The sequence below is a fragment of the Actinosynnema sp. NPDC023587 genome, assembly GCF_040640215.1.
GTDB lineage: Bacteria > Actinomycetota > Actinomycetes > Mycobacteriales > Pseudonocardiaceae > Actinosynnema.
In genome coordinates this window covers 75,484-96,290 of record NZ_JBFABG010000005.1, presented here as the reverse complement: position 1 = coordinate 96,290, position 20,807 = coordinate 75,484, and the positions used below count along the sequence as shown (strand labels likewise).

General features: G+C 71.9%; 21 protein-coding genes and 1 pseudogene. 11 read left to right on the top strand and 11 right to left on the bottom strand.

Going from position 1 to position 20,807, the window contains the following annotated elements; translation table 11 throughout:
• The first annotated feature begins 12 nt into the window (after positions 1 to 12).
• The 6 genes from AB0G01_RS16130 (at position 13) to AB0G01_RS16105 (ending at position 4,827) form a co-directional block, all read left to right on the top strand.
• Complete coding sequence (locus AB0G01_RS16130) at positions 13 to 495, top strand: hypothetical protein (RefSeq protein ID WP_360945604.1); 483 nt, start codon at positions 13 to 15, stop codon at positions 493 to 495.
• Positions 492 to 1,409: an NAD(P)H-binding protein gene (locus AB0G01_RS16125; RefSeq protein ID WP_360945601.1), complete on the top strand. Its 918-nt coding sequence runs from the start codon at positions 492 to 494 to the stop codon at positions 1,407 to 1,409. Before AB0G01_RS16130 ends, AB0G01_RS16125 begins: the two co-directional genes overlap by 4 nt.
• A gap of 480 nt (positions 1,410 to 1,889) precedes the next feature.
• Complete coding sequence (locus AB0G01_RS16120; RefSeq protein ID WP_360945598.1) at positions 1,890 to 3,020, top strand: DUF4157 domain-containing protein; 1,131 nt, start codon at positions 1,890 to 1,892, stop codon at positions 3,018 to 3,020.
• The gene (locus AB0G01_RS16115) at positions 2,960 to 3,586 is read left to right on the top strand and encodes a hypothetical protein (protein WP_360945595.1); all 627 of its coding nucleotides are present in this window, start codon (positions 2,960 to 2,962) and stop codon (positions 3,584 to 3,586) included. Before AB0G01_RS16120 ends, AB0G01_RS16115 begins: the two co-directional genes overlap by 61 nt.
• Before the next feature lie 279 nt (positions 3,587 to 3,865).
• A complete protein-coding gene (locus AB0G01_RS16110; protein ID WP_360945592.1) occupies positions 3,866 to 4,219 on the top strand; it encodes a PadR family transcriptional regulator in 354 nt (117 codons plus the stop codon).
• A complete protein-coding gene (locus AB0G01_RS16105) occupies positions 4,216 to 4,827 on the top strand; it encodes a hypothetical protein (RefSeq protein WP_360945589.1) in 612 nt (203 codons plus the stop codon). The genes AB0G01_RS16110 and AB0G01_RS16105 overlap by 4 nt, the downstream gene beginning before the upstream one ends.
• Before the next feature lie 35 nt (positions 4,828 to 4,862).
• Here AB0G01_RS16105 and AB0G01_RS16100 read toward each other — a convergent pair whose 3' ends face one another.
• The gene (locus AB0G01_RS16100; RefSeq protein WP_360945586.1) at positions 4,863 to 5,453 is read right to left on the bottom strand and encodes a TetR/AcrR family transcriptional regulator; all 591 of its coding nucleotides are present in this window, start codon (positions 5,451 to 5,453) and stop codon (positions 4,863 to 4,865) included.
• A 155-nt stretch (positions 5,454 to 5,608) separates the two neighbouring features.
• Here AB0G01_RS16100 and AB0G01_RS16095 point away from each other — a divergent pair, with 155 nt between their 5' ends.
• Positions 5,609 to 6,628, top strand: a complete 1,020-nt coding sequence (locus tag AB0G01_RS16095) for an aldo/keto reductase (RefSeq protein ID WP_360945583.1) — start codon at positions 5,609 to 5,611, stop codon at positions 6,626 to 6,628.
• A gap of 49 nt (positions 6,629 to 6,677) precedes the next feature.
• Here the strand turns inward: AB0G01_RS16095 and rox are convergent, their stop codons facing one another.
• The 3 genes from rox to AB0G01_RS16080 form a co-directional block, all read right to left on the bottom strand.
• Positions 6,678 to 8,219, bottom strand: coding sequence for a rifampin monooxygenase (gene rox, locus AB0G01_RS16090; RefSeq protein WP_360945580.1), 1,542 nt, complete (start codon positions 8,217 to 8,219; stop codon positions 6,678 to 6,680).
• Positions 8,220 to 8,453: 234 nt separating this feature from the next.
• On the bottom strand, positions 8,454 to 9,335 hold the full coding sequence (locus AB0G01_RS16085; RefSeq protein ID WP_360945577.1) for a hypothetical protein: 882 nt from the start codon (positions 9,333 to 9,335) through the stop codon (positions 8,454 to 8,456).
• A 169-nt stretch (positions 9,336 to 9,504) separates the two neighbouring features.
• Positions 9,505 to 10,242 (bottom strand): TetR/AcrR family transcriptional regulator, encoded by a 738-nt coding sequence (locus AB0G01_RS16080; protein ID WP_360945574.1) that lies wholly within the window; start codon positions 10,240 to 10,242, stop codon positions 9,505 to 9,507.
• 126 nt (positions 10,243 to 10,368) lie between these two features.
• Here AB0G01_RS16080 and AB0G01_RS16075 point away from each other — a divergent pair, with 126 nt between their 5' ends.
• Together AB0G01_RS16075 and AB0G01_RS16070 are read left to right on the top strand one after the other, a co-directional pair.
• Positions 10,369 to 11,406: an amidohydrolase family protein gene (locus tag AB0G01_RS16075; RefSeq protein ID WP_360945571.1), complete on the top strand. Its 1,038-nt coding sequence runs from the start codon at positions 10,369 to 10,371 to the stop codon at positions 11,404 to 11,406.
• 145 nt (positions 11,407 to 11,551) lie between these two features.
• A complete protein-coding gene (locus AB0G01_RS16070) occupies positions 11,552 to 12,745 on the top strand; it encodes a hypothetical protein (RefSeq protein ID WP_360945568.1) in 1,194 nt (397 codons plus the stop codon).
• Here the strand turns inward: AB0G01_RS16070 and AB0G01_RS16065 are convergent.
• The 5 genes from AB0G01_RS16065 to AB0G01_RS16045 form a co-directional block, all read right to left on the bottom strand.
• Positions 12,742 to 13,329 (bottom strand): hypothetical protein, encoded by a 588-nt coding sequence (locus AB0G01_RS16065; protein ID WP_360945565.1) that lies wholly within the window; start codon positions 13,327 to 13,329, stop codon positions 12,742 to 12,744. The two genes, AB0G01_RS16070 and AB0G01_RS16065, sit on opposite strands and share 4 nt — an antisense overlap.
• A 60-nt stretch (positions 13,330 to 13,389) precedes the next feature.
• A complete protein-coding gene (locus AB0G01_RS16060; protein WP_360945562.1) occupies positions 13,390 to 14,547 on the bottom strand; it encodes an FAD-dependent monooxygenase in 1,158 nt (385 codons plus the stop codon).
• A complete protein-coding gene (locus AB0G01_RS16055) occupies positions 14,544 to 15,065 on the bottom strand; it encodes a TetR family transcriptional regulator (RefSeq protein WP_360945559.1) in 522 nt (173 codons plus the stop codon). Before AB0G01_RS16055 ends, AB0G01_RS16060 begins: the two co-directional genes overlap by 4 nt.
• 54 nt (positions 15,066 to 15,119) lie before the next feature.
• Entirely contained in the window at positions 15,120 to 16,190 is a 1,071-nt protein-coding gene (locus AB0G01_RS16050; protein WP_360945556.1) for a winged helix DNA-binding domain-containing protein, read from the bottom strand.
• Between the two features lie 203 nt (positions 16,191 to 16,393).
• Positions 16,394 to 17,728, bottom strand: a complete 1,335-nt coding sequence (locus tag AB0G01_RS16045) for a DegT/DnrJ/EryC1/StrS family aminotransferase (RefSeq protein WP_360945553.1) — start codon at positions 17,726 to 17,728, stop codon at positions 16,394 to 16,396.
• Between the two features lie 74 nt (positions 17,729 to 17,802).
• Here AB0G01_RS16045 and AB0G01_RS16040 point away from each other — a divergent pair, with 74 nt between their 5' ends.
• Together AB0G01_RS16040 and AB0G01_RS16035 are read left to right on the top strand one after the other, a co-directional pair.
• Positions 17,803 to 18,645 carry a helix-turn-helix domain-containing protein gene (locus AB0G01_RS16040; RefSeq protein WP_360945550.1) on the top strand — a complete coding sequence of 281 codons (843 nt, stop codon included), beginning with the start codon at positions 17,803 to 17,805 and terminating at the stop codon, positions 18,643 to 18,645.
• Between the two features lie 210 nt (positions 18,646 to 18,855).
• Positions 18,856 to 19,287: a MarR family transcriptional regulator gene (locus AB0G01_RS16035; protein ID WP_360945547.1), complete on the top strand. Its 432-nt coding sequence runs from the start codon at positions 18,856 to 18,858 to the stop codon at positions 19,285 to 19,287.
• A gap of 31 nt (positions 19,288 to 19,318) precedes the next feature.
• Here AB0G01_RS16035 and AB0G01_RS16030 read toward each other — a convergent pair whose 3' ends face one another.
• Both AB0G01_RS16030 and AB0G01_RS16025 read right to left on the bottom strand, forming a co-directional pair.
• The gene (locus AB0G01_RS16030) at positions 19,319 to 20,605 is read right to left on the bottom strand and encodes a M20/M25/M40 family metallo-hydrolase (RefSeq protein WP_360945544.1); all 1,287 of its coding nucleotides are present in this window, start codon (positions 20,603 to 20,605) and stop codon (positions 19,319 to 19,321) included.
• Positions 20,606 to 20,610: 5 nt separating this feature from the next.
• Positions 20,611 to 20,775 (bottom strand): annotated as a pseudogene (locus AB0G01_RS16025) (peptide ABC transporter substrate-binding protein); the annotation flags it as partial.
• Positions 20,776 to 20,807 lie beyond the last annotated feature (32 nt).

Genomic DNA, 20,807 nt, shown 5'->3' with positions numbered 1-20,807 from the left:
TCGGAGGAACCCGTGAACCACGCCCGATCCCGCCCCGGCCGGCTGTCGGCGGTGATCCGCAGCGCGGTGCCCGCCTACGCCTTCCCGGCCGTGACCGCCTACCTCAACGCCCAGCTCGTGCCCGATCCGGCGTTCGCGGACCGGCTCGAACAAGCCTCCTGCACCACCATCGCCATCCCGTCCGCCGCAGCGGCCACGCTCGTCACGCTGTGGCTGCACGGCCGCACCCCACCCGAGGCGGCGGGCCGGGGCGTCGTCGCCCGCACCGTCGCCGTGGCCGCTCTGGTGTGCACGGTGTTGGCCGGTGCGGCGAGCGCCCTGCTGATCGGCAACGGCCTGGCCGACCTCTCGGTCCTTCAGTTCACGCTCGGTTCCGCCGCGATCGGCGGCGGTCTGTCCGGCCGGGCGTGGGCACGGTCCCGCTCCCCGCGCCGAGGTCGGCGCACCCCACCCACCCCTGCGGACACCGTCCGCGCCGAAAGGACGTCGTCGTGATCCTCGTCATCGGAGGCACCGGAACCGTCGGTTCCGCACTGCTGCCCCGCCTCGCCGCCCGCCACGCACCCGTGACGGCGCTGGTCCGCACCGAGCCGGCCGAGCCGGTCCCCGGCGTGCGGTACGTCGTCGGCGACGCGGGCGACCCCGTTGCCCTCCGCGCCGCCCTCACCGGCGCGGGCCAGGTGTTCCTCGCGATGGGCAACGGCCCCCGGCAACGCGAACTGGAACTGGACGTCGTGGCCGCCGCCGCGCGGGCGGGCGTCGAGCACCTCGTGAAGCTCTCGGCCCCGGCGTCCGACGCGGTGGCCGTGGCCCGCATCCACCAGGAGGTCGAGCACGCCGTCGTCGCGGCCGGGCTTGAGCACACGTTCCTGCGCCCCTACGCGTTCCAGCAGAACCTGCTGCGCCTCGCGCCGATGATCGGGCGCACCGGGACGTTCACCGGCACGACCGGCGACCACCCGCTCAACATGGTCGACGCCCGCGACGTCGCCGACGTGGCCGCCGTCGCGCTCACCGGCCGGAGCACCCGGGGACAGGCGCTGGTGCTGACCGGACCGGAGGCCGTCAGCTACCCGGAGGTGGCCGACCTGCTCACCGCGCTCGGCCGGCCCACCCGCTACCTGGACCTGCCCCCGGACCGGATGCGCCACGACCTCGCCCGAACCGGGCAGCCGGGGTGGCTGGTCGAGCACCTGCTGGAGATCCAGGCCCTCACCCGGACGCACCGGGAAACGCCGACCCCCACCGTCCGGGCCGTAACCGGCCACGAGCCGCGCCGGCTGGTCGACTTCCTCGGTGAACACCTACCCGCCTTCACGGCGCGGGAACTGGCCGCGCCGGCCGACCGCCGCGCGCAGGTCCTCAAACCTGCGGTCCTGGCCAATCCGGAAGCAGCCGATGCCCGTTGACCGGACCGAGCGGCTGGTGACCCTTCTCCAGGGAGTGGTGAGGTCGCGTAGTCGACTGTCATGAGTTCTCGGCGAATATCGCGGTGAGCGGTCGCCTGGTGCGTACCTGCTCCAGGTCGTGCCGGCCCGAACGGCGAGCGAGTCGCTGCACGCACCGGTGGTTCCTGACCCTGGTCACCAACTCGGTGGTCACCTGCACTACCAAGTACTACGGCCTGGCGGTGGCCCAGCTCGGCGGGCCGGTACCAGTCGGGGTGTTGGCGAGGAAGCTGCGACGGGCCGTCATTGCCGGCGTTGTGGCCGTTCGCCGGGACTCCGGTGCCAACGCCGACCGCCGTGCCGCTGCTCAGCCCCGACGTTGCCCTCACTCTGCCCTCGGGTACCTGGCTCGACCGCCCACGTCCCAGGTACCCAGGGGGAGTCGTCTGTCCACCGAGGGAGAGTCGTATGCACGCTGAAAATCAGGCCAGGACGGCCGGGGTGCGAAAGGTCGACGCACCGGCCCGTCAACCTCAGGCCGCGCCCCGGACGCCACTGCTCGCGTTGCAGAGCACCATCGGCAACGCGGCAGTCGTCCAGATGCTCTGCCGCGCCGGACACCCGGGGGCCCAGGAGCGACACCAGCACGACACCGACGGCAACCATCAGCAGGCCGGGCATCCCGTACAGCGCTCCGCCGTCCACGACGTCCTGCGCGCCGGCGGTCGCCCCCTGGACAACGACACACGTACCGAGATGGAAGCCCGGCTCGGCGCGGACTTCTCGGACGTCCGCATCCACGCCGACAGCACCGCCAGGGCTTCCGCCGCCGAGATCGGGGCACGGGCCTACACCTCGGGCGACCACGTGGTCATCGGCGACGGCGGAGCCGACAAGCACACGCTGGCCCACGAGCTGACCCACGTGATCCAGCAACGCTCCGGCCCCGTCGCCGGGACCGACCACGGCGACGGTCTCACGGTCTCCGATCCGAACGACCGCTTCGAGCGGGCCGCCGAGGCCAACGCACGCCAAGTCACCTCCGGCGTGCAGCCGTCGATCCCGGGAACCACCGCGATCGACCAGCGTGAGCCGAGCGGCCGGGCGGACGAGGAATCGGTGCAGCGCTACGTGGTCATGCAGCCGGGCGAGACCGACTACCCCACCCGGGGCTCGCGCGACGAGCAAGGCCAGGAGCGGCCCCCCGGCGAGGACTTCTTCCCGTCGCAGCACCCAGTCGACAACAGCTACGTCAGCGGGTCCGGTGAGCCGAACATCCGGTACGAAGGCACCGTGCCGCTGCGCATCTCGGCAAAGCGCGACCTGGCCATCGAAGACGTCGAAGGCCAGGCCAAGGCGTTCTTCGCCACCGAGAAACGCATCGCGGAAGCCGACAAGCACCTCAAAGGCATAGTTCAGATCCGGCAAGCCGAAAGTGGCGACTACCTCGTCCTTCGTCGAACACGGAAGATCCTCAAGATCAAGAACAAGTCGGAGGAACTGGTCCTCTGGCAGGTCGAGCCGGTGGTGGTACGGCAGCCCCCAGCTACAGCACGGAGACCGAGCCGACCGTGCAACGCGGCAACGACGTCCGTCTCGCCCAGCGCTGCAACGAGATCGCCTCCGAGGTGACGCACCAGCGGAACCTGCCCACCGTCGGCGAGGAGCGGTATTTCGCGGCTGTCAACAAGATCCTCGGCGAGCTGACGGGCACCAACGCCACGCAGCGGCAGAAGGACCTGGACCGGACACGGGAGGCGGCCATCGGCAAAGTCCCCAAGCCCGTCGAGGAACAGGCGTACATCGGCCACCTGGCCAACCTGCTCCAGGAGGCGATCCGGCTGCGCGAGACCGTGCCGGCCGGGTTCCTGGCGGCGGCTCGCAAGTTCACACTCAACGAGTTCACCCCGCCGCCGGCGGTCGGCGACGTCTTGATGATCAAGGCGCTGAAGAATGACGCCTCGTCCGGTCCGCTGGACTTCCACTTCGCCTCGGTGGTCGCCCGCAGCGGAAATGACTACATCACAATGGAGAACTTCGCCCGGCACGAGAGCGCGGAGACGCTGAGCGCGGGCGACCCGCAATGGTACTTCCAGATGTACGGGACGGAACAGAACACCCAGACCTGGCACCAGCAGTGGGGATGGGAGGACCGCTTCCCGGAGCGGTTCGTGCTCAGCATCCTCATGAAGGGTTGACGACCGGCCCGGTGCTCGCCGAACTGCGGGACAACATTCCTGAAGGTGGCGTTAGACGACGGACGCGGCGTCGTCGGGTCCGAGTGGCACCACCTTGCCCGGTCGATGACGGCCGAGGGGCTGCGTGGCGGTTGTGGTCGGTGTGGCCGGACCGTGGTCGCCGGTCCGGCCACATTCCGCATCGCGTCGCCCCCCGGTCGGTGATGGCCGAAGACATGCATCTGAAGCGTTCGACCTGACGGGAGTGGGTGCCTTGCGCGGCAAGGTACTGTGTGTCGCATGCAAGCCGAGGGGCGTGAGCGGAACTCGTTGACGGAGTTGCGTCGCGGGGTGGTCGAGCACTGTGTGCTCGCGTTGCTGGGCCGAGAGGAGCGGTACGCGGTGGAGCTCGTGCGCGAGTTGGGTCGGCGTGGGCTGATCACCAGCGAGGGCACGGTCTATCCGTTGTTGTCCAGGTTGCGCGGTCGCGGGCTGGTGGAGACGACGTGGCGTGAGGGCGGGTCGGGGCCGCCCCGGCGGTACTACCGGCTCAGCGGTGACGGCGTCACCGCCGTCGAGCGGTTCAGGCGGGAGTGGGCGGTGTTGAGCGAGTCGGTCGAGGGGATCATCGCGGGAGGGGGCGATCAGGCATGAGCAGGTCGGTTGTGGGGCATCCGCTCGTCGCCTCGTATCTGGGGACGCTGCGGCGGTATGCGGCGTCGTTGCCGCCGTCGCGGCGGGGGGAGCTGGTGGAGGAGATCGGTTCGCATATCGAGACGTCCCTCCTGCCGGGGTCCTCGGAGGTCGACATCCGCAATCTGCTGGACCGGTTGGGCACTCCGGAGGAGATCGTCGAGGCCGAACTGGACGCCGCCACGGGCGAGGACAGGGCCCCTGGCGTGGGTGTCGGGCCGTTGCGCCGGTGGGATCTGGCGGGTCTGGCGCTGTTGTTGTTGGGCGGTGCGGTAGTGCCGCCGGTGGGGTACGTGGCCGGGTCGGTGATCGTCGGTGCGTCCCGTCGGTGGTCGTCGACGGCGCGGGTGTTGTTGGTGGGGTTGCCGTGCTTGGCGGCGCTGCTCGTGGTGGCCGGGATGGTGCGGGACGGGCAGTGGTATTCGCCGGTCGACCTGGTGGCCGACCCGCGGGGCGCGGTCGGGGACTTCGTCGACCTCGGCCTGCTCGCGCTGCCCTGCACGGTTGTGCAGGTGGTGGCGCTGGTGGCGATCAGGCCGCTGACCGGACGACGCGGACACCGCCGGTGAACCTGGTGCCCCCGAACAGGTGCCCGGTGCCACGGTCAGCGCGGTTGGCGTAGTCCTGCGACGAGGAGTTCGACCAGTCGGCGCGCGTCGTAGCGGGGGTCGCTGTCGGCACCCACGCAGAGGTTGCCGACGCCGCGCATGAGTTGGTAGGCGTCGAGGTCGGGGCGGATCTCGCCGGACGCGGCAGCAGCGTCGAGGAGTTGCGCGCACACCGGCAGGAGGCGGTCCAGGAAGTAGGCGTGCAGCGTTTCGAAGCCGGCGTTGTCGGTGTGCAGCGCGGCGGCGAGGCCGTGTTTGGTGACCAGGAAGTCGACGAAGAGGTGGGCCCACCGCCCGAGGGCGACGTGCGGTGTCGGGCTGGTCGCCAGCAGGGCCGGGCCCGCCTCGGCGCAGGCGTCGACCTGGTGGCGGTAGACGGCGATGATCAGATCCGCCCGGGTGGGGAAGTGGCGGTAGATCGTGGCCGTTCCGACACCTGCCTTCGCCGCGATGTCGCGCACCGGCGCTTCCACGCCTGACGCGACGAAGATCGCGGCTGCCGCGTCGAGCAGGGTCTCCTCGTTGCGTCGGGCATCCGCTCGTTTGGGCCGGGTCGCCTGCCCCGTGCCCCGGTCGCTGTCGTTCACCGCGCTCGTCCCTCCGTTGCCGGGTTTGCTAACCGGGACAACGTTCCATATCGTCAAACGGGACATCGTTCCGCTTCCTCATGATGGCAGAGCAGGGGGCGATGACCAAGCCATGCGTTGCCACCACCCCTCATCTCCAATGGAGGAACACGGTCATGCAGTACCGCACCTTGGGCCGCACCGGCGTGCAGGTCAGCTCCCTCGCGCTCGGCGCGATGAACTTCGGCAAGATCGGGCGCACCACCCAGGCCGAGGCGACCGCCCTCGTCGATGCCGCTCTGGAGGGCGGGATCAACATGATCGACACCGCCGACGCGTACAGCGGCGGCGAGTCGGAAGAGATGGTCGGCAAGGCCATCGCCGGCCGCCGCGAGGACGTCGTGCTGGCCACGAAGGCGGGCCTGCCGATGGGCGACGGGCGCGGCCACCAGGGCAGTTCGCGCCGCTGGCTGGTCACCGAGCTGGACAACAGCCTGCGCCGCCTCGACGTCGACCACGTCGACCTCTACCAGATCCACCGGTGGGACCCGAGCACCGGCGACGAGGAGACCCTGTCGGTGTTGACCGACATGCAGCGCGCGGGGAAGATCCGCTACTTCGGCTCCTCGACGTTTCCCGCCTACCGCATCGTGCAGGCCCAGTGGACCGCCCGCGAGCACCACCTGAGCCGTTACGTCACCGAACAGCCCGGTTACTCGATCCTGCAACGCGGAATCGAAACCCACGTCCTGCCCGTGACCGAGCAGTACGGGCTCGGTGTGCTGGTGTGGAGCCCGTTGGCCTCGGGCTGGCTGTCGGGCGCGATCCGCGCGGGCAGGGACATCACCACCAGCCGCTCCACGTTCCTGCCGGACCGCTTCGACACCGCCATCCCCGCGAACCGGGCCAAGCTCGACGCCGTCGAGCGACTGGCCACGCTCGCCGACGAGGCCGGCCTGAGCATGATCCAGCTCGCGCTGGGATTCGTGACCGCCCACCCCGCCGTGACCAGCGCGCTCATCGGCCCCCGCACGCTGGACCACCTGCACTCGCAACTCGCCGCTGCTGACACCGTGCTCACCGCCGACGTGCTCGACGCGATCGACAAGATCGTCGCCCCCGGCACCGACCTCGCCGCACACGAGAAGCACGACACCCCGCCCGCACTGCTCACCCCGGCACTGCGACGCCGCTGACCGCCAGGCCCACCGCGCCGACCACGGCGAGACGCACTGAGCGGGTGGATCAGGTGGCCGGCTCCCCGAACCAGCGGGAGAGGTGGTGGTCGAGGTCCCGCTGATCGTCGCCGACCCAGGCGACGTGGCCGTCGGGGCGCAGCAGGACGCACGGAACGTCCAGATCCGCGGTGGGATCGGCGAGGTGGTCGACCCGGTCCGACCAACCGCCGACGGCCAGGCGTCCGGTGCGGTCCAGCAGCAGGCCCCGGCCGCCGTGCAGCAGGTCGTAGAGGCGGCCGTGCTCCACGGCTATGTCGGGCAGGCGGCGGCCGACCAGGTCCGGAGCCTCCCCGAAGTCGTAGCGGATACCGGTCGCGGTGATCTTCTCGATCAGGTACCGGTTCACCTCGTCGAAGTCCATCAGTTCGGTGAGCAGCCCGCGCACGGCCTGCGGGCCCGGTCCGGCGGACAGCAGTTCGGTCTGGGCGCGGGTGTTGTCCAGCACGTCCGCAGCGACCGGGTGGCGTTCGGCCTCGTAGGTGTCGAGCAGCTTCTCCGGTGCCCAGCCCCGGACGTGTGCGGCCAGCTTCCAACCCAGGTTGACCGCGTCCTGCACACCCAGGTTGAGGCCCTGCCCGCCGATGGGCGGGTGGATGTGCGCGGCGTCGCCGGCCAGCAGCACCCGACCGACCCGATAACGCTCGGCCAGCCGGGTGGCATCCCCGAAGCGGGACAGCCAGCGCGGGGAGTGCACGCCGAAATCGGTGCCGGCGATGGTGCGCAGTCGTCGTCTGAAATCGTCGAGGGTGGGCGGTTCCGCGCGATCGCCGACGCCCGGGACGGAGACCACGACGCGGTAGACCTTGTCACCGAAGGGGTGGAGGCTGAAGGACTTGTCGGTCGCGTGGATCTCGGCGGCCTTGGCGGCGACCTCCTCCTGCGGCACGCCCACTTCCACCTCGCCCATCAGCGTCTCGTTCCGCGAGGGTTCGCCGGGGAAGCCGACGCCGAGCAGCTTGCGCACCGTGCTGCGCGCGCCGTCGCAGCCGACGAGATAGCGGGAACGCAGCAGTTCGCCGCCGGCCAGTTCGACGGTCACGCCCTCGTCGTCCTGCTCGACGCCGGTCACCGCACCGCCGTGCCGGACCCGCGCGCCCAGTCGGACCGCGTGGTCTTCGAGGAGGCCGACGACGACCGGCTGCGGGATGCCCAGCAGGTAGGCGTGCGCGGAATCCAGACCTCGGGGCACGGGCTTGTCGATGGCGGCGAAGAACCCGCCGGCCGGGCGCTTCCTGCCGCGTTCGAGGATGCGGTCCAGCAGGCCGCGCATGGCCATCAGCTCGATGCTGCGGATGTGCAGCCCGACGATGCGGACGAACGACGCGGGCTCGGTTTCCTTCTCCAGGACGAGTACCCGCACGTCGTGCAGTCGCAGTTCGGCGGCCAGCATCGCGCCGGTCGGCCCGCACCCGACGACGATCACGTCGAAGAGGGGCGCGCGATCAGCGCCGGAGACCGGTGACGGGAGCCCGGGGGCGGTGTCCGTGGTGGAGTCGCGCTCGACCGCCTCGTTCGACGACGGCTCGGCGGGGGACTGCGGAGAGTCCATCAGTGGTGCCTTTCGGGATGCCTTGTGGTCGAGGCGCTCCCGGCGACACCTACGTCGATCGCCCGACCGTGACGGCCAGGGGGAGCACCCACATCGCTACGGCGTTCATGGGTCTCACCTCCTCGGGCGGCGTCACGGTCCGCTGCAAGTTACAAGCCCGGATGCCAGGCCGTCCAACCCTTTTCAGGCCAGGGGAGCGACCCTGAGGCGCTGGTCGTTTCCGGCGGGGCGCGCTCAGGACTCCAGGCGCTCCGCGGTGTCGGTGAGCAGGGCGAGGAGCCAGCGCCAGGTGTCCGGGTCGGTGGTGGAAAGCGATTCGCGGGAGAAGAAGTACAGGCGGTTCTCGACGAGTTCGATGTGGACCGGGCGCTCGGCGTAGCGGGCCAGGAGGTCGGGGGCGAAGAGGGTGCGGTCCAGCAGGGCCTGGATTTCCTGGGCCCTGCCGAAGGGCCCGTGGACGTTGAAGGCTTCGGTGCCGGGGCCGTGCAGGTCGGGGTTGCCGAGCGGGTCGTCGCCGGACTTCAGCGCGTTGCCCATGCCCTTCGCCCGCGAGTTGAGCAGCAGGTGGGGGAGGTCGGCGTCGAGAGCGGCGGTCGCGTAGCCCCAGCGGAACGGTTCCCCGCCGCGATAGCCGGCCAGGTAGCCGTGCAGGCCGATCTCCATCGGACGCGGGCCTTCGATGCTGACGACGTCGACGGCGCAGCGGGCGTCGCCGGTGTTGAAGATCCCGGCGGGGTGCTCCGGGTCCTTGACCTTCATCCGGTAGCCCAGGCCGTTGCGGGCGGCGAACCGCATGATGCGGTAGTGGTTGATCCGTTCCTGCCGGCCGCTCCTGCGGCTCGCGACGATGACCAGGACGACCAGCCCGAGACCGACCGCCACCGGCAGCAGCCCGAGCAGCCGCACGCCCACGCCGCCGTCCGGATGGGTGCCGGTGAGGTACATGTTGAGCGGGATGCTCAAGAAGGCGACCAGGACGGCCATGATCAGGGCGAACAGGAACGCGCAGCAAGCCAGGTCGCGGGTTGGGCGGTCGCCGTTCGCTTTCGCGTACGCCAGTGCCTCGGCAGGGTCGACCGGGGCGGTGAGCGGGGAGTAGTCCAAGTCCTCGGGCACGGCTCACGCTATCCCGTCGGGTGGGCGGAACGTTCCCGGTTGGGCGTTTTCGGGTGCGTCCGAGGCAGCGGCCCGCCGCCTGGGACGCGCGGAAGGTGTCACGGTCATGCGGTACGGCGGTTGACGGCAAGCCGACGATCATGGACTTGAGGCCGGTCGTGGTGAGCGGCTATCCGGACAGTCGCTGGAGCCATTCCGTCAGAAGTCGCTGTTCGGCCTGGCTGAGGACGTTCTGGCCGGGCAGTGCTGCGCGCAGGGCACGGGCAGCGCCGCCCGGACCCGGTTCCTCCACAGCCGGTTCCCGGGTGGTGATGGTGGTGAGCATCGATTCGCGCAGGGCGACGAGGAGTGCGGTGTCCCGCTCGGGCTCGGAGACCGACTGCCAGGTCAGGATGGCACCGCCGGCGGTGGCGTGGACGATCTGGGCCGCGAGTCCCTCTTCCGTGCGCAGGAGTCCCGCTGCGGCGATGCGGCGGATTTTGTCCATGAGGTGTTCGAGGCCGATCCGGAAACCGGTCGTGGACCGGGCGGGGTCGCCGTACATGAGCGTCCACAGCGCGGGGTTGGCCAGTCCGAACTCGACCACGGTGTTCCAGCCGACGCGCAGTTCCTCGACCGGGTCGGCAGGCGGGGGTCCGATCTGCTGCTTGGCTGCCAGAAACCGGGTGAAACCGTGCTCGGCCACCGCGTCCAGCAGCCCCTCCTTGTCGCCGAACAGCCGGTAGAGGGCGGGTGGTTGCAGTCCGGCGGCGTCAGCGACCGCCCGGGTGGTGACCGAGTCGCGGCCCCTCTGCTCCAGCAGGCGGGTCGCGGCCTCGATGATCCGGCGGCGCGTCTGTTCTCGTGCGGCGGTGGCGGGCTCCGCAGCGCGCCGGGTGGGGATCGGTCGGGTCGGCTCGACAGGCATGGACGCAACGATATCGTCGCCGAAACCTGGGTGCTATCGCTGGTATCACTGTTGTGTTTCCAGCGAAAGTTTCAGTGGTATCGTTCGAGTAGTTCCACTGGAAACAGCAGTACGAGGAGAGTCGCCATGTCCGACCGTCTACGGATCATCGGGGTGGAAGAGACCGTCGTGGTACCGGCCGTCTACGAGGCGTACCAGCGGGCCGGATCGCCGCAGATCCCCGCGCGCGGCTTCGGCGACAACCCCATCGCCAAGAACCTGCACGAGGTCGGCGAGCGGCGGCTGGCCCACATGGACGACCAGGGCATCGACATCGCCGTGCTCTCCCTGTCGTCCCCGGGTGTGCAGGACTTGTCCGAGGCCGACGCGGTCGCGGTGGCCCGCGAGGCCAACGACCAGCTTGCCGAGATCGTCGCCTCCCGGCCCGACCGCTTCCAGGCGTTCGCCGCGATTCCCACCCAGGCACCGGCGGCGGCCGCGGCCGAACTGGAGCGCGCCGTGTGCGAGCTGAACTTCCCCGGTGCCATGCTGTACGGGCGTACCGGGGACAAACTGGCCGACCACCCGGACAACGACGAGCTGTACGCCATGGCCGAGCGGCTGGCCGTGCCGCTGCACTTCCACCCGCAGACACCGGTCCAGCCCGTCATCGACGCCTACTACTCCGACCTCCCCGAGCCCATGGGCCCCGTTCTGGCCGGTGCCGGGCTCGGCTGGTACTACGACCTCGGTGTCCAGTACCTGCGCATGATCTTCTCGGGGGTCTTCGACCGGTTCCCCGACCTACAGGTGATCGCCGGGCACTGGGGCGAGGTCGCGCTGTTCTACCTCGACCACACCGGCTTCTTCGGCGAAGCAGGCCGCCTGCGCCGGCCCTTGGCCGACTACTTCACCCAGAACTTCTGGGTCGCCGGCAGCGGCACCAACAGCCCCCGCTACCTGCGCTGGACCGCCGAGGTGATGGGCACCGACCGAATGCTGTACTCCACCGACTACCCCTTCACCTACGGCTTCCGCCCCGGCGGTTTCCCCTACGTCGACACCAGCAACGGCGAAGCTCGCTCCTTCCTGGAGAACTCGCCCTTCACCGACGAGCAGAAGGCCGACATCGGCCACCGCAACTGGGAACGCCTCACCGCCCGTGCCAAGCGCCCGACCGCCTGAATCCCCCAGACGAACTCGTCGCTATGCCTCCCAAATCCTGACTTCCGATAAGGTTCACTTATCGGAAGTCACATCCTTGCGGGTTCATAACGTTGCGTTGTGCCCTATAACGTTTGATATGACGTTAATCTGCTACGATATCGGGGTGACGACGTCCGAGACCACCAGCTCGACCTGCAACTACCCCGGCTGTACGCGTCCCGTGCTGCGGGGCGGCGGTCCGGGTCGACCTGCCGAGTACTGCGACCTGCCGGAACACACCCGGTGGCGGGCGTGGCGGGAGCGCCAGCGGTTGGCGCAGCAGGTGGACGGCGACTCGGAGGTCGTCACCGTGACGAAAGGCCCGCAGGGGATCACCGCGGGCAAGATCAGGGCTGAAGAGTTGCTGGAGCGGTTCCGGGTGCTGGCCGAGCAGATGTCGACGACGTTGACCGGGGCCGTCGGCGAGTTGGCGGCCATCGCCGATCCGAGCGTCGCCGAGAGCCAGGTGCAGGCGGCCGAGGCCGAGGCGGCGCGCCGGGTCGCCGAAGCGGACGCCGCAGTGGCGAAGGCCGAACGGCGGCGGCGGGACGCCGAACAGGCGCGGGTGGCGGCCGAGGCCACGACCGAGGACGCGATCCGGGCCGCCGAGCAGGCCGAGCAGGACGCCGCCACGGCCTACGGCCTGCGTGATGAGGCACGGGCCGAGGCGACGGCGGCCGTCGAACGGGCCGAGAGCGAGATCGCGGCCCTGCGGACCGAGACCGCGACCCTCGTCGACGAGGTCCGCCGCGAGTGCGCGGCCCAGGTCGAGCAGGCCCACGCCGACGCCGTGGCCCACGCCGAGCGCGCCCGCCGCCAGGCGGCCAAGGAGGTCGAGCACGCCCAGGCCGCCGCCCGCGTCGACGTCGACCGGGCGCGCGCCGACGCCGAGGTGAAGGTGGACCGGGTGACGGCGGACGCCACCGCGCAGGTCGAGCGGGCCCGAGCCGAAGCGGGCACCCAGGTCGCACGGGCCCGCGAGGAGGCCGAAGCCCACGTGGTCCGGGCCCGCGAGGAGGCCGCCGCGCAGGTCGAGCGGATCGGCGAGATCGCCCGGCGGGACGCCGAGGCGGCGGCGACCGCCCGAGCCGCCGCCGACCAGGCCGGTCAGGCCGCCGCCGATGCGCGCGCCGAACTGGACCGGGCGCGCGCCGAGCTCGACGCCGCGCGACGCGAGCACCAGCACCGGTTGAACGAGGCCGAGCGCGTCACCCGGGAGCGGGTCGCGGCGCTGGAACAGGCGCGGCTCCAGACGTTGGCCCGCGCCGAACGGGCCGAGGCGCAGCTCGACCGCGCCCTGGAGGGACCGCGCGGCTAGCGAAGGCCGGTCCCGGTGATCCTCTCGACCAACTCGTCGTGGAAGGTCTGGGCGTCCTGTAGTTCCGGTTCGGAGCCGTCGGTCCGTTGGAGCGCGCCTTCGAGGATCTTCAACGCCTGCTGTTCGTCGCCCTTCGCGTCCGCCAGTCGTGCCGCGTTCTCCATGGCTTTCGCGAGTTTGGTGCGCGCCTCGGGTTCCTGGGCGGCCTGGTGGATCCGGATCCAGTTGCCGCCCGGGTCGACGACGGTGAACCCGGTGTACCGGTCGTTGCGCAGCCTCGGCCTGGTCATGCGCGGGATGCCGGAGAGGAGCAGTTTTCCGTGCACGGACCGCATCCCCGCCGCGAAGGCCTCGAACAACGGCCCGGTGTCCGCCACGATGACCAGGCACGTGCTGTACGACTGCGCCGGGTCGTAGTCGTCCATCCCGAAGAAGTGCAGGTTGATGTCTTCCCGTCGCACCGCGATGTGCGGGTTCGGCCGCGTCTGCCGATAGGTGGTCTCGAAGCCGAGCATCTCGTAGAAGGACGCGATTTCGTCGATGGAGGGGCAGGGCAGGAGCGGAATGGTCAGTTCGTTCGCCACCGCCCGAACCTAAGCCCGAACCCGCCGAAACGACACGGAGCTATTTGCTCAAGCGAACAGTCACATCTGACACACGCGCTGGTCGTCGACGAGCGCGGTGGGCTTGCCGATCAGGCTCACCGCGATCCGCCGGTCCACCCAGGGCAGCTTCGCCAACCGCATGGCGACCCGTCGTGCCCGCAACCTCAGCTCCGTGGCGGGCAGGAACCACCGCGCGCCGTTCCGGGCGACCCGCTGCTTCTCCCGCACGACGGGACGCCACCGCCGCTCGTAGGCGGCCGGGTCGGTCAGGTTCTCCGCCAGCACGAACGCGCCGCCCATCCCCAGCGACGCGCCCTGGCCGGCGAGCAGCGACACCGCGCCGCACGCGTCCCCGACCAGCACCACCCGCCCGCTGCTCCACCGGGGCAGCTCGATCTGGGCGACCTGGTCGTAGTAGATCTCCGGCGGGCAGTGCTCCAGCACCCTCGGCACGATCCAACCCAGCGTGGCGTACGCGGCGCGCACGGCGGCTCGCGGGTCGGCCGGACGGGTCGGGTCCGGGGTGCGGTGCACGGTGAACGCCGCGACCCGCCCGTCGCGCAGGCCGTAGCAGCCGACCTGCCGGCCGACGGTGTCGGTGAGGCAGAACCGGCCGTCGACGAGGCGGTGGATCTGCGGGTCCTCGAACACGAACGCGGCGGTGTGGAAGCCGAGGTACCGGAAGTACGCGGCCTCCGGGCCGAACACCAGGCCGCGCACGGTCGAGTGGATGCCGTCCGCGCCGACCAGCAGGTCGGCGTCCAGCGCGGTGCCGTCGGACAGCCGCACCGACACCCCGTCCGGGCGGTTGTCGACGTCGGTGACGGCCGCGCCGAAGCGGACCCGCACGCCGGGCGGCAGGGCGGTGCGCAGGAGGTGTTCGACGTCGGGTCGCATGATGCTGGTCATCCGGCCGTCCAGGCTCCGGGCGAACCGCTCGAAGCTCAGCCCGGCGCGCCGCCGGCCGTGTTCGTCGTAGTAGCCGGCCTCGTCGAAGTGGTAGCCGAGTTCGTGGAAGCGGGGCAGCAGGCCCATCCGCTCGGCGGTGTCGTAGCCCGGACCGAAGAAGTCGATCATGTAGCCCTCGGGGCGCGGGCCGGCGGACCTCTCCACGACCTGCACGGTGTGGCCGAGTGCGCCCAGTCGGCCGGCGAGGGTCAGGCCGGCGATGCCCGCGCCGCTGATCAGGACCTTCATCGCAGCACCCGGCCCAGCACGGGCGCGACGAGCGCGCGGGACAGGGCGGGGTCGAGCGCGCGGTGCAGCATGACGCCGTCGAGGGCGGCGGCGAGCACGGCGGCGGTGGCCTCCGGGGTGGGCACGTCGTGCTCGGCGAGCCAGGTGGCGATGGTGCGCCGGAACTCGGCGAGCACGTCGCCGACCGCGCGGCGCAGGTCCTCGTTCCGGGTCGCGGCGAGGAAGGTCTCGGTGAACAGCTCCTGCCCGCCGGCCTCGTCCAACGCCGTGAGGATCACGTCGAGCGCGTCGTCGGGGCGGTGCGCGGTCGCGAGCAGGTCGGGCAGTCCGGCGAGCGAGGCGCGCAGCGCGCCGGTCGCCGCCTCCACCAGGACGGCCGGGGTCGAGTCGAAGTGGTAGTGCACCACGCCGGACCCGACTCCCGCCCGTTCGGCGAGCATCCTGGTGCTGACCGCGCCCCAGCCCTTCTCCACGATGAGTTCCGCGGCTGCCGCGAGCAGCCGTTCCCGAACGGTCATCTCCTACCTCCACCTGTTTTGGACGATCGTACTGGACGATCGTCCAAAACGGGGTCAGGCGGTGATCCGGACCTCCCCCTCGACCCCGGCGAACGCCAGCAGCCGGGTTCCCTCGGCGAGCACGTCGGCGTGCTGGGCGGCGGTGAGCGGGCGGAAGACCTGCACGTCCAGGCCCTGCGAGAGCTTCCAGATGCCGTGCACGAACCCGTCCACCAGCAGGGTCGGCTTGCCGCCGATCACGATCCCGCGCCGGTAGTCCTCGACGGAGATGACCCGGGTCCGGTCGTCGTGGCCGAGCAGCAGGTTGTCGAACTCGGGCAGGAACCGCACCGGGGCCGGGGTGTCCGGGTCGGGCAGCGGGCCGTCCGGCACGTCGTAGAGCTCGCGGCCCGACTCGTCGGTCAGCACCCGCAGGTCCAGGCCGCGCAGCACGTCCTTGAGCCGGGTCAGGCCCGACCACAGCTGCACGTCCTTCACCGTCGCCGGGCCGAACGCGGCCAGGTAGCGGCGGACGAACCCGGCCGGGTCCCCGTCCTCGCCGACCGCGCCCAGCCATCGCGCGGCATCCGCCCACACCGCCCGGCCCGACCGCCCCCACACGCCGCGCGGCGGCAGTTGCACCACGGGCAGCAGGTAGGTGACCGCGAAGCCGAGCGAGTCCGGGTCCAGTCCGGGCCACCGCTCGGCGAGCGCCCGGCCCAGCTCGGGACGGGTGCGGGGCCGCTCGGCGAGCAGTTCCGCACCCGCGCGCACGAGGTCGTCCTGGTCCAGTCCGGCGAGCACCGCGCGGAACGGCGAGGAGGCGAACCGGCGGCGCACCATGGCCCGCAGCACCGGTTCGACGCGGGCGTGGTCGGCCGCGGTGACCAGGTGGATGGTGGCCCGGTGCAGCGGCGCGCGCGCGACCCCGCCGCCGGTCAGCAGGTCGCCGAGGGCGTCGGGGGTGAAATCGCGCAGGCGGGACCACAGGCCGTAGTACGGCGAGAGCGGTTCCTGGGCCTGCATCCCGACGAGGTGCTCGATCGCGTCGGGCACGGGCAGCGGGGCGCGCTCCAGCAGGAGTTGCCGGTGCAGCAGGGCGCGGTTGAGGCCGCGCAGCGTGATCACCGCGCGGCCCCGGGCCACGTGCGGACGTTGTGGGCGTGCAAGTCTGGTGCCTCCCTCGCGCGGGACGGTGGCCGCTGCGGTCGTTCCCGGACCTGCGCGGCACCGTGCTGTCGCGGCCGTGGTCGGATTCCGGCCGAGTCCCGCTTTTCCTACCCCGTCCGCGCCGGTCCCGGTGCACGCGGTGCCGCATCCCGGTACGGCGGCGGGGACCGGCGGGGCGGTCACGGCGTCCGGTGGGCGACCTGCCTGGCGTTGACCTCGCGGCGCAGGGCGATGGCGTCGGCGCGGACGCGTTCGGGTGCCTCGTGGTCGAGCAGGGCGCGGCGCACCAGGGAGGCGATCGCGGGCTGGTCGGCGGGGGTGAAGCCGCGTCGGGTGATCTCCTGGGTGCCGATGCGCAGGCCGCGCAGCCCCTCGTCGGGGCGCTGCCAGGGCAGGCCGATGCCGCTGAGGTAGACGCCCGCCTCGCCGAGCCGCAGCCCGGCCCGCTCGCCGCCGCCGAGGTCCGCGGCGTCGACCGCGACGTGGTGGGAGCGGGTGAACTCGCCGTCGCGCCGGGCGACGGTGAACCCGTTGCCGTGCAGGGAGCGGGCCAGCACCTGGGCGTTGGCCAGGCACGCCGAGGCGTACGCGCCGCCGCGTTCGGCCAGTTCGGCGGCGGTGACGGCGAGCGCGCCCAGCCGGCCGGCGTCGTAGTTGGCGACCATCCCGGGGTAGGCGACGGTGGAGATCCGCTCGGCCAGGTCGGGGTCGCGGGTGACCACGCAGCCACCGGACGGCCCGCCGAAGGACTTGTAGGTGGAGAAGGTGAGCACGTGCGCGCCCTCGTGCAGCGGGCGCTGGAAGACCTTGCCCGCGACCAGGCCGGCCATGTGGGAGGCGTCGTAGAGCAGGGTCGCGCCGACCTCGTCGCACGCCGCGCGCACGGCGGCGACGTCGTGCGGGAACAGCATCATGCTCGCGCCGATGACCACGATCCGGGGCCGGTGCACGCGCAGGAAGCCGGGCAGGGCGGCGTAGTCGAGGTCGAGCCGGTGCGGGTCGTAGGGCAGGTCCACGACGGTCAGGCCGCGCACCGCCGGGACGCCCTGCGGGTGGTGGCTGGCGTGACCGCCGGCGGCTTCGGGCAGCACGGCGATCTTGTCGCCGGGCCGGGCGCACGCGGTGTACACGGCGAGGTTGGCCAGGGTGGCGCTTTGCAGCCGGACCTCGGCGTGCGCTCCTTCCATCAGGTCGGCGACCAGCAGCGGGGCCAGGACTTCGAGGGTGTCCAGGTGGTCCAGGCCGACCTGGTACTTCTCGCCCGGCCAGCCCATGCTGGGCCGGCTGGACACGGTGGCCAGGTTCGCGGCGGCGGCGGCCGGGCTGAGCACGTTGGTGCCCGCGTAGAGCACGATGCCGTCGTCGTCGACCTGCGTGCCGTGCGCTCGCAGCGCCTCGCGGACGGTGTCGGTCACCCCGGCGGCGCTCAGGTCGGCGGACACGGCGGCTTCGACCTCGGCCAGGCGGCGTTGCGCGCGAGGCGAGGCCCACGGGGCGATCCTGCTGTTGGTCACGTGATCGACGCTAGGGGCCGGGCGCGGTGGCCGGCGACCGCGCGAGGTCGCGAGTGTTTCCTACAATTGTCGAAATGCAGGAGTTGCTGGACGAGTTGTCCCGGGTGCTGGGGCGCGGTGTCTCGGTGGACGACGTGTCCGGCCGGCTGGTGGCGCACAGCGCGCAGACCGACGAGGTCGACGCGGCGCGGGTGCGCGCGATCCTGACCCGTCGGGTGTCGCCGGAGGTCGCGGCGTGGCAGGAGCGGCACGGCGCGGCCTCGTCGGCCGGTCCGGTGCGGGTGCCCGCGAACGAGGAGCTGGGTTTCCAGGCGCGGGTCGGGTTCCCGTTGCGGCACAACGGCGTGCTGGTGGGCTACCTGTGGGTGCTGGGCGAGGTGGACCCGGCGGAGGTGGTGGGGCACCTGCCCGCGCTGGCGGCCGGGATCAGGGTGGGTGAGCGCGCGCCGATCAGGGTGGTGGTGGCGCTGGAGCCCCGGTCGGTGCGCACGGTGCCGGCCGCCGACCCGGTGCCGGACCTGCCCGGCCCCGCCGGGGTGAGCGACCCGCACCCGCCCGACCGCGCCGGGGACGCCTACCAGCAGGCGTTGGCGGCGGCCGAGCTGGCCCGGCTGGATCCGGCGCTGCCCCGGGTGGCGCGCTGGGCGGACCTGGGTGCGTACCGGTTGCTGTTGGGCGCGTCGCCGGACGGGGTGCTCACGGGGTTGTCGGAGGTGCTGCTGGCGACGTTGGAGGGCTACCTGGATTCCGGGTGCGACGCGCGGGCCACGGCCGAGGCGCTGCACCTGCACCGCACGAGCCTGTACTACCGGCTTGGCCGGATCGAGGCGGTGACCGGGCGGGCGTTGTCGGACGGGACGGCGAGGTTGGAGCTGCACCTGGCGCTCAAGCTGGTACGCCTCGCCCGCCGCCCGTGAGCACCCGGCCGGAGGCCGAGGACGGCCGGAGGTGGCAGGCCGGCGGCAGAGGGCGTTCGAGCGGGGCCGGCCCCCGGGGCGCGCGATGGCGGGCGGGCCGTTGGTCCGGTGCGTGTCGCAGGGGCTGTCGGTGCCTCGCCGGCCACGTCGGGATGGGCCGATACGCTGACTACTTTTATCAGCTTCTCTGACCATCGCGAAGGAGTGACGTTGGCGGACCTCAACATCGGCCTGCTGCTCTACATCCCGTACCGGGAACTGGAGAACCGGGTGTTCGCGGCGCTGGCCGAGGCCGGGTTCGACGACATCACCACCGCCCAGGCGCGGATCTTCCAGCGGATCGGCCCCAACGGGTCGCGGCTGACCGAGCTGGCCGAGGCGGCGCAGGTCACCAAGCAGACCGCGGGGTTCCTGGTCGACCAGTTGGCGCGCGGCGGGTACGTGGAGCGCACCCCGGACCCGACCGACGCGCGCGCCCGCCTGGTGCGCGTCGCCCGGCGCGGGCTGACCGCCATGCCGATCACCGCCGCGGTGATCGCCGACGTCGAGGCCGAGTGGACCGCCCACCTGGGGCAGCGCCGGATGGCGGGGCTGCGCGACGCGCTGGCCCGGCTGCGGGAGATCACCGACCCGTACCTGTAGCCGGGGGTCGCGGCCGGCGGCGGGCGCGCGGTCAGGACGACAGGAACCGGTCCAGCACGCGGGTGCCGAACCGCAGACCGTCGACGGGGACGCGCTCGTCCACGCCGTGCGCCATGGCGCGGTAGTCGTAGCCCTCGGGCAGCGAGAGCGGGGCGAAGCCGTAGCAGTCGATGCCCAGCCGGCTGAACGCCTTGGCGTCGGTGCCCCCGCCCATGCAGTACGGCACGACGACCGCCTCCGGGTCCTCGGCGCGCAGCGCGTCGGCCATGGCCTCGAACCACGGCGAGTCGATCGGGGCCTGCACCGGCGGCAGGTCCTCGATGAGCTCGCGGGTGACGTGCGGGCCGAGCACGGCGTCGAGGGAGGCCATCAGCTCGTCCACGGTGCCCGGCAGGGTCCGCACGTCGATCTCGGCGGTCGCGGTGCCGGGGATGACGTTGACCTTGTACCCGGCGGTGAGCAGGGTGGGGGTGGTGCTGTTGCGGACGGTCGACTCGGCCAGCGCCGCCGCCGTGCCGAACCGGGCCAGCGTGCCGTCCACGTCGGACAGGTCGACCTCGACGCCCAGCGCGTGCCCGGTGCGTTCCAGGAACGCCCGCACGGTCGGGGTCAGCCGCACCGGGTGGTGCAGGGCGGTGATCCGGGCGAGGGCCTCGATCAGGTGCACCACGGCGTTGTCGGTGTTGCGGCGCGAACCGTGACCGGCCCGGCCGCGTGCGGTGAGCCGCAGGTGGGAGCTGCCGCGCTCGGCGGTGCCGATGGGGTAGAGGCGGTGGTCGCCGACCCGGTGGGAGAAACCGCCGGATTCGCTGATCGCGGCCGTGACGCCGGCGAAGTAATCGCGCTGGTGCTCCACGAGCCAGGTCGCGCCGTACTCCCCCTGGTCCTCCTCGTCGGCGACGAAGGCCAGCACGACGTCGCGGCGGGGCCGCCGGCCCTGGCGGGACCAGTCGCCGACCACGGAGAGCACCATCGCGACCATGTCCTTCATGTCGACCGCGCCGCGCCCCCACAGGTAGCCGTCGCGTTCCACGCCCGCGAACGGCGGCACGCTCCACTCGGCGGGATCGGCGGGCACCACGTCGAGGTGGGCCTGGACCAGCAGCGCGGGCAGTTCCGGTTCGGTGCCGGGGACCCGGGCGAGCACGTTGGAGCGGCGCGGCGCGGGTTCCAGGACGCACGCGGGCACGCCCAGGTCGTTCAGGTGGGTGGCGACGAACTCGGCGGCCTCGCGTTCGCCGGCGGACTCGCCGCCGCCGTAGTTGGTGGTGTCGAACCGCAGCAGCGCCGCGCACAGGTCGACGACGTCCTCGGCCATGCATCCCCCTCCACCGCTGCCTCGGCGATCGCGGTGACGATCTCGCACGCCCGCGTCGCCGGGGTCATGGACGCGGCGTCGAACTCGACCCGCCGCGGACCGACGAGCTCCACCGTAGGCACCACCGCTGCGGCTGCCGCGAGGTGGGTGGCGTCGCACTCGACTGCCACGCAGACCCAGGCGTCGCGATCGGCGTCCGGGA

Bases quoted from the DNA above. Each gene is read 5' to 3' on its own strand.
- AB0G01_RS16110 (WP_360945592.1), top strand. From the start codon at position 3,866: ATGCAAGCCGAGGGGCGTGAGCGGAACTCGTTGACGGAGTTGCGTCGC.
- AB0G01_RS16105 (WP_360945589.1), top strand. From the start codon at position 4,216: ATGAGCAGGTCGGTTGTGGGGCATCCGCTCGTCGCCTCGTATCTGGGG.
- AB0G01_RS16095 (WP_360945583.1), top strand. From the start codon at position 5,609: ATGCAGTACCGCACCTTGGGCCGCACCGGCGTGCAGGTCAGCTCCCTC.
- rox (WP_360945580.1), bottom strand. From the start codon at position 8,219: ATGGACTCTCCGCAGTCCCCCGCCGAGCCGTCGTCGAACGAGGCGGTC.
- AB0G01_RS16080 (WP_360945574.1), bottom strand. From the start codon at position 10,242: ATGCCTGTCGAGCCGACCCGACCGATCCCCACCCGGCGCGCTGCGGAG.
- AB0G01_RS16075 (WP_360945571.1), top strand. From the start codon at position 10,369: ATGTCCGACCGTCTACGGATCATCGGGGTGGAAGAGACCGTCGTGGTA.
- AB0G01_RS16060 (WP_360945562.1), bottom strand. From the start codon at position 14,547: ATGAAGGTCCTGATCAGCGGCGCGGGCATCGCCGGCCTGACCCTCGCC.
- AB0G01_RS16055 (WP_360945559.1), bottom strand. From the start codon at position 15,065: ATGACCGTTCGGGAACGGCTGCTCGCGGCAGCCGCGGAACTCATCGTG.
- AB0G01_RS16040 (WP_360945550.1), top strand. From the start codon at position 17,803: ATGCAGGAGTTGCTGGACGAGTTGTCCCGGGTGCTGGGGCGCGGTGTC.
- AB0G01_RS16030 (WP_360945544.1), bottom strand. From the start codon at position 20,605: ATGGCCGAGGACGTCGTCGACCTGTGCGCGGCGCTGCTGCGGTTCGAC.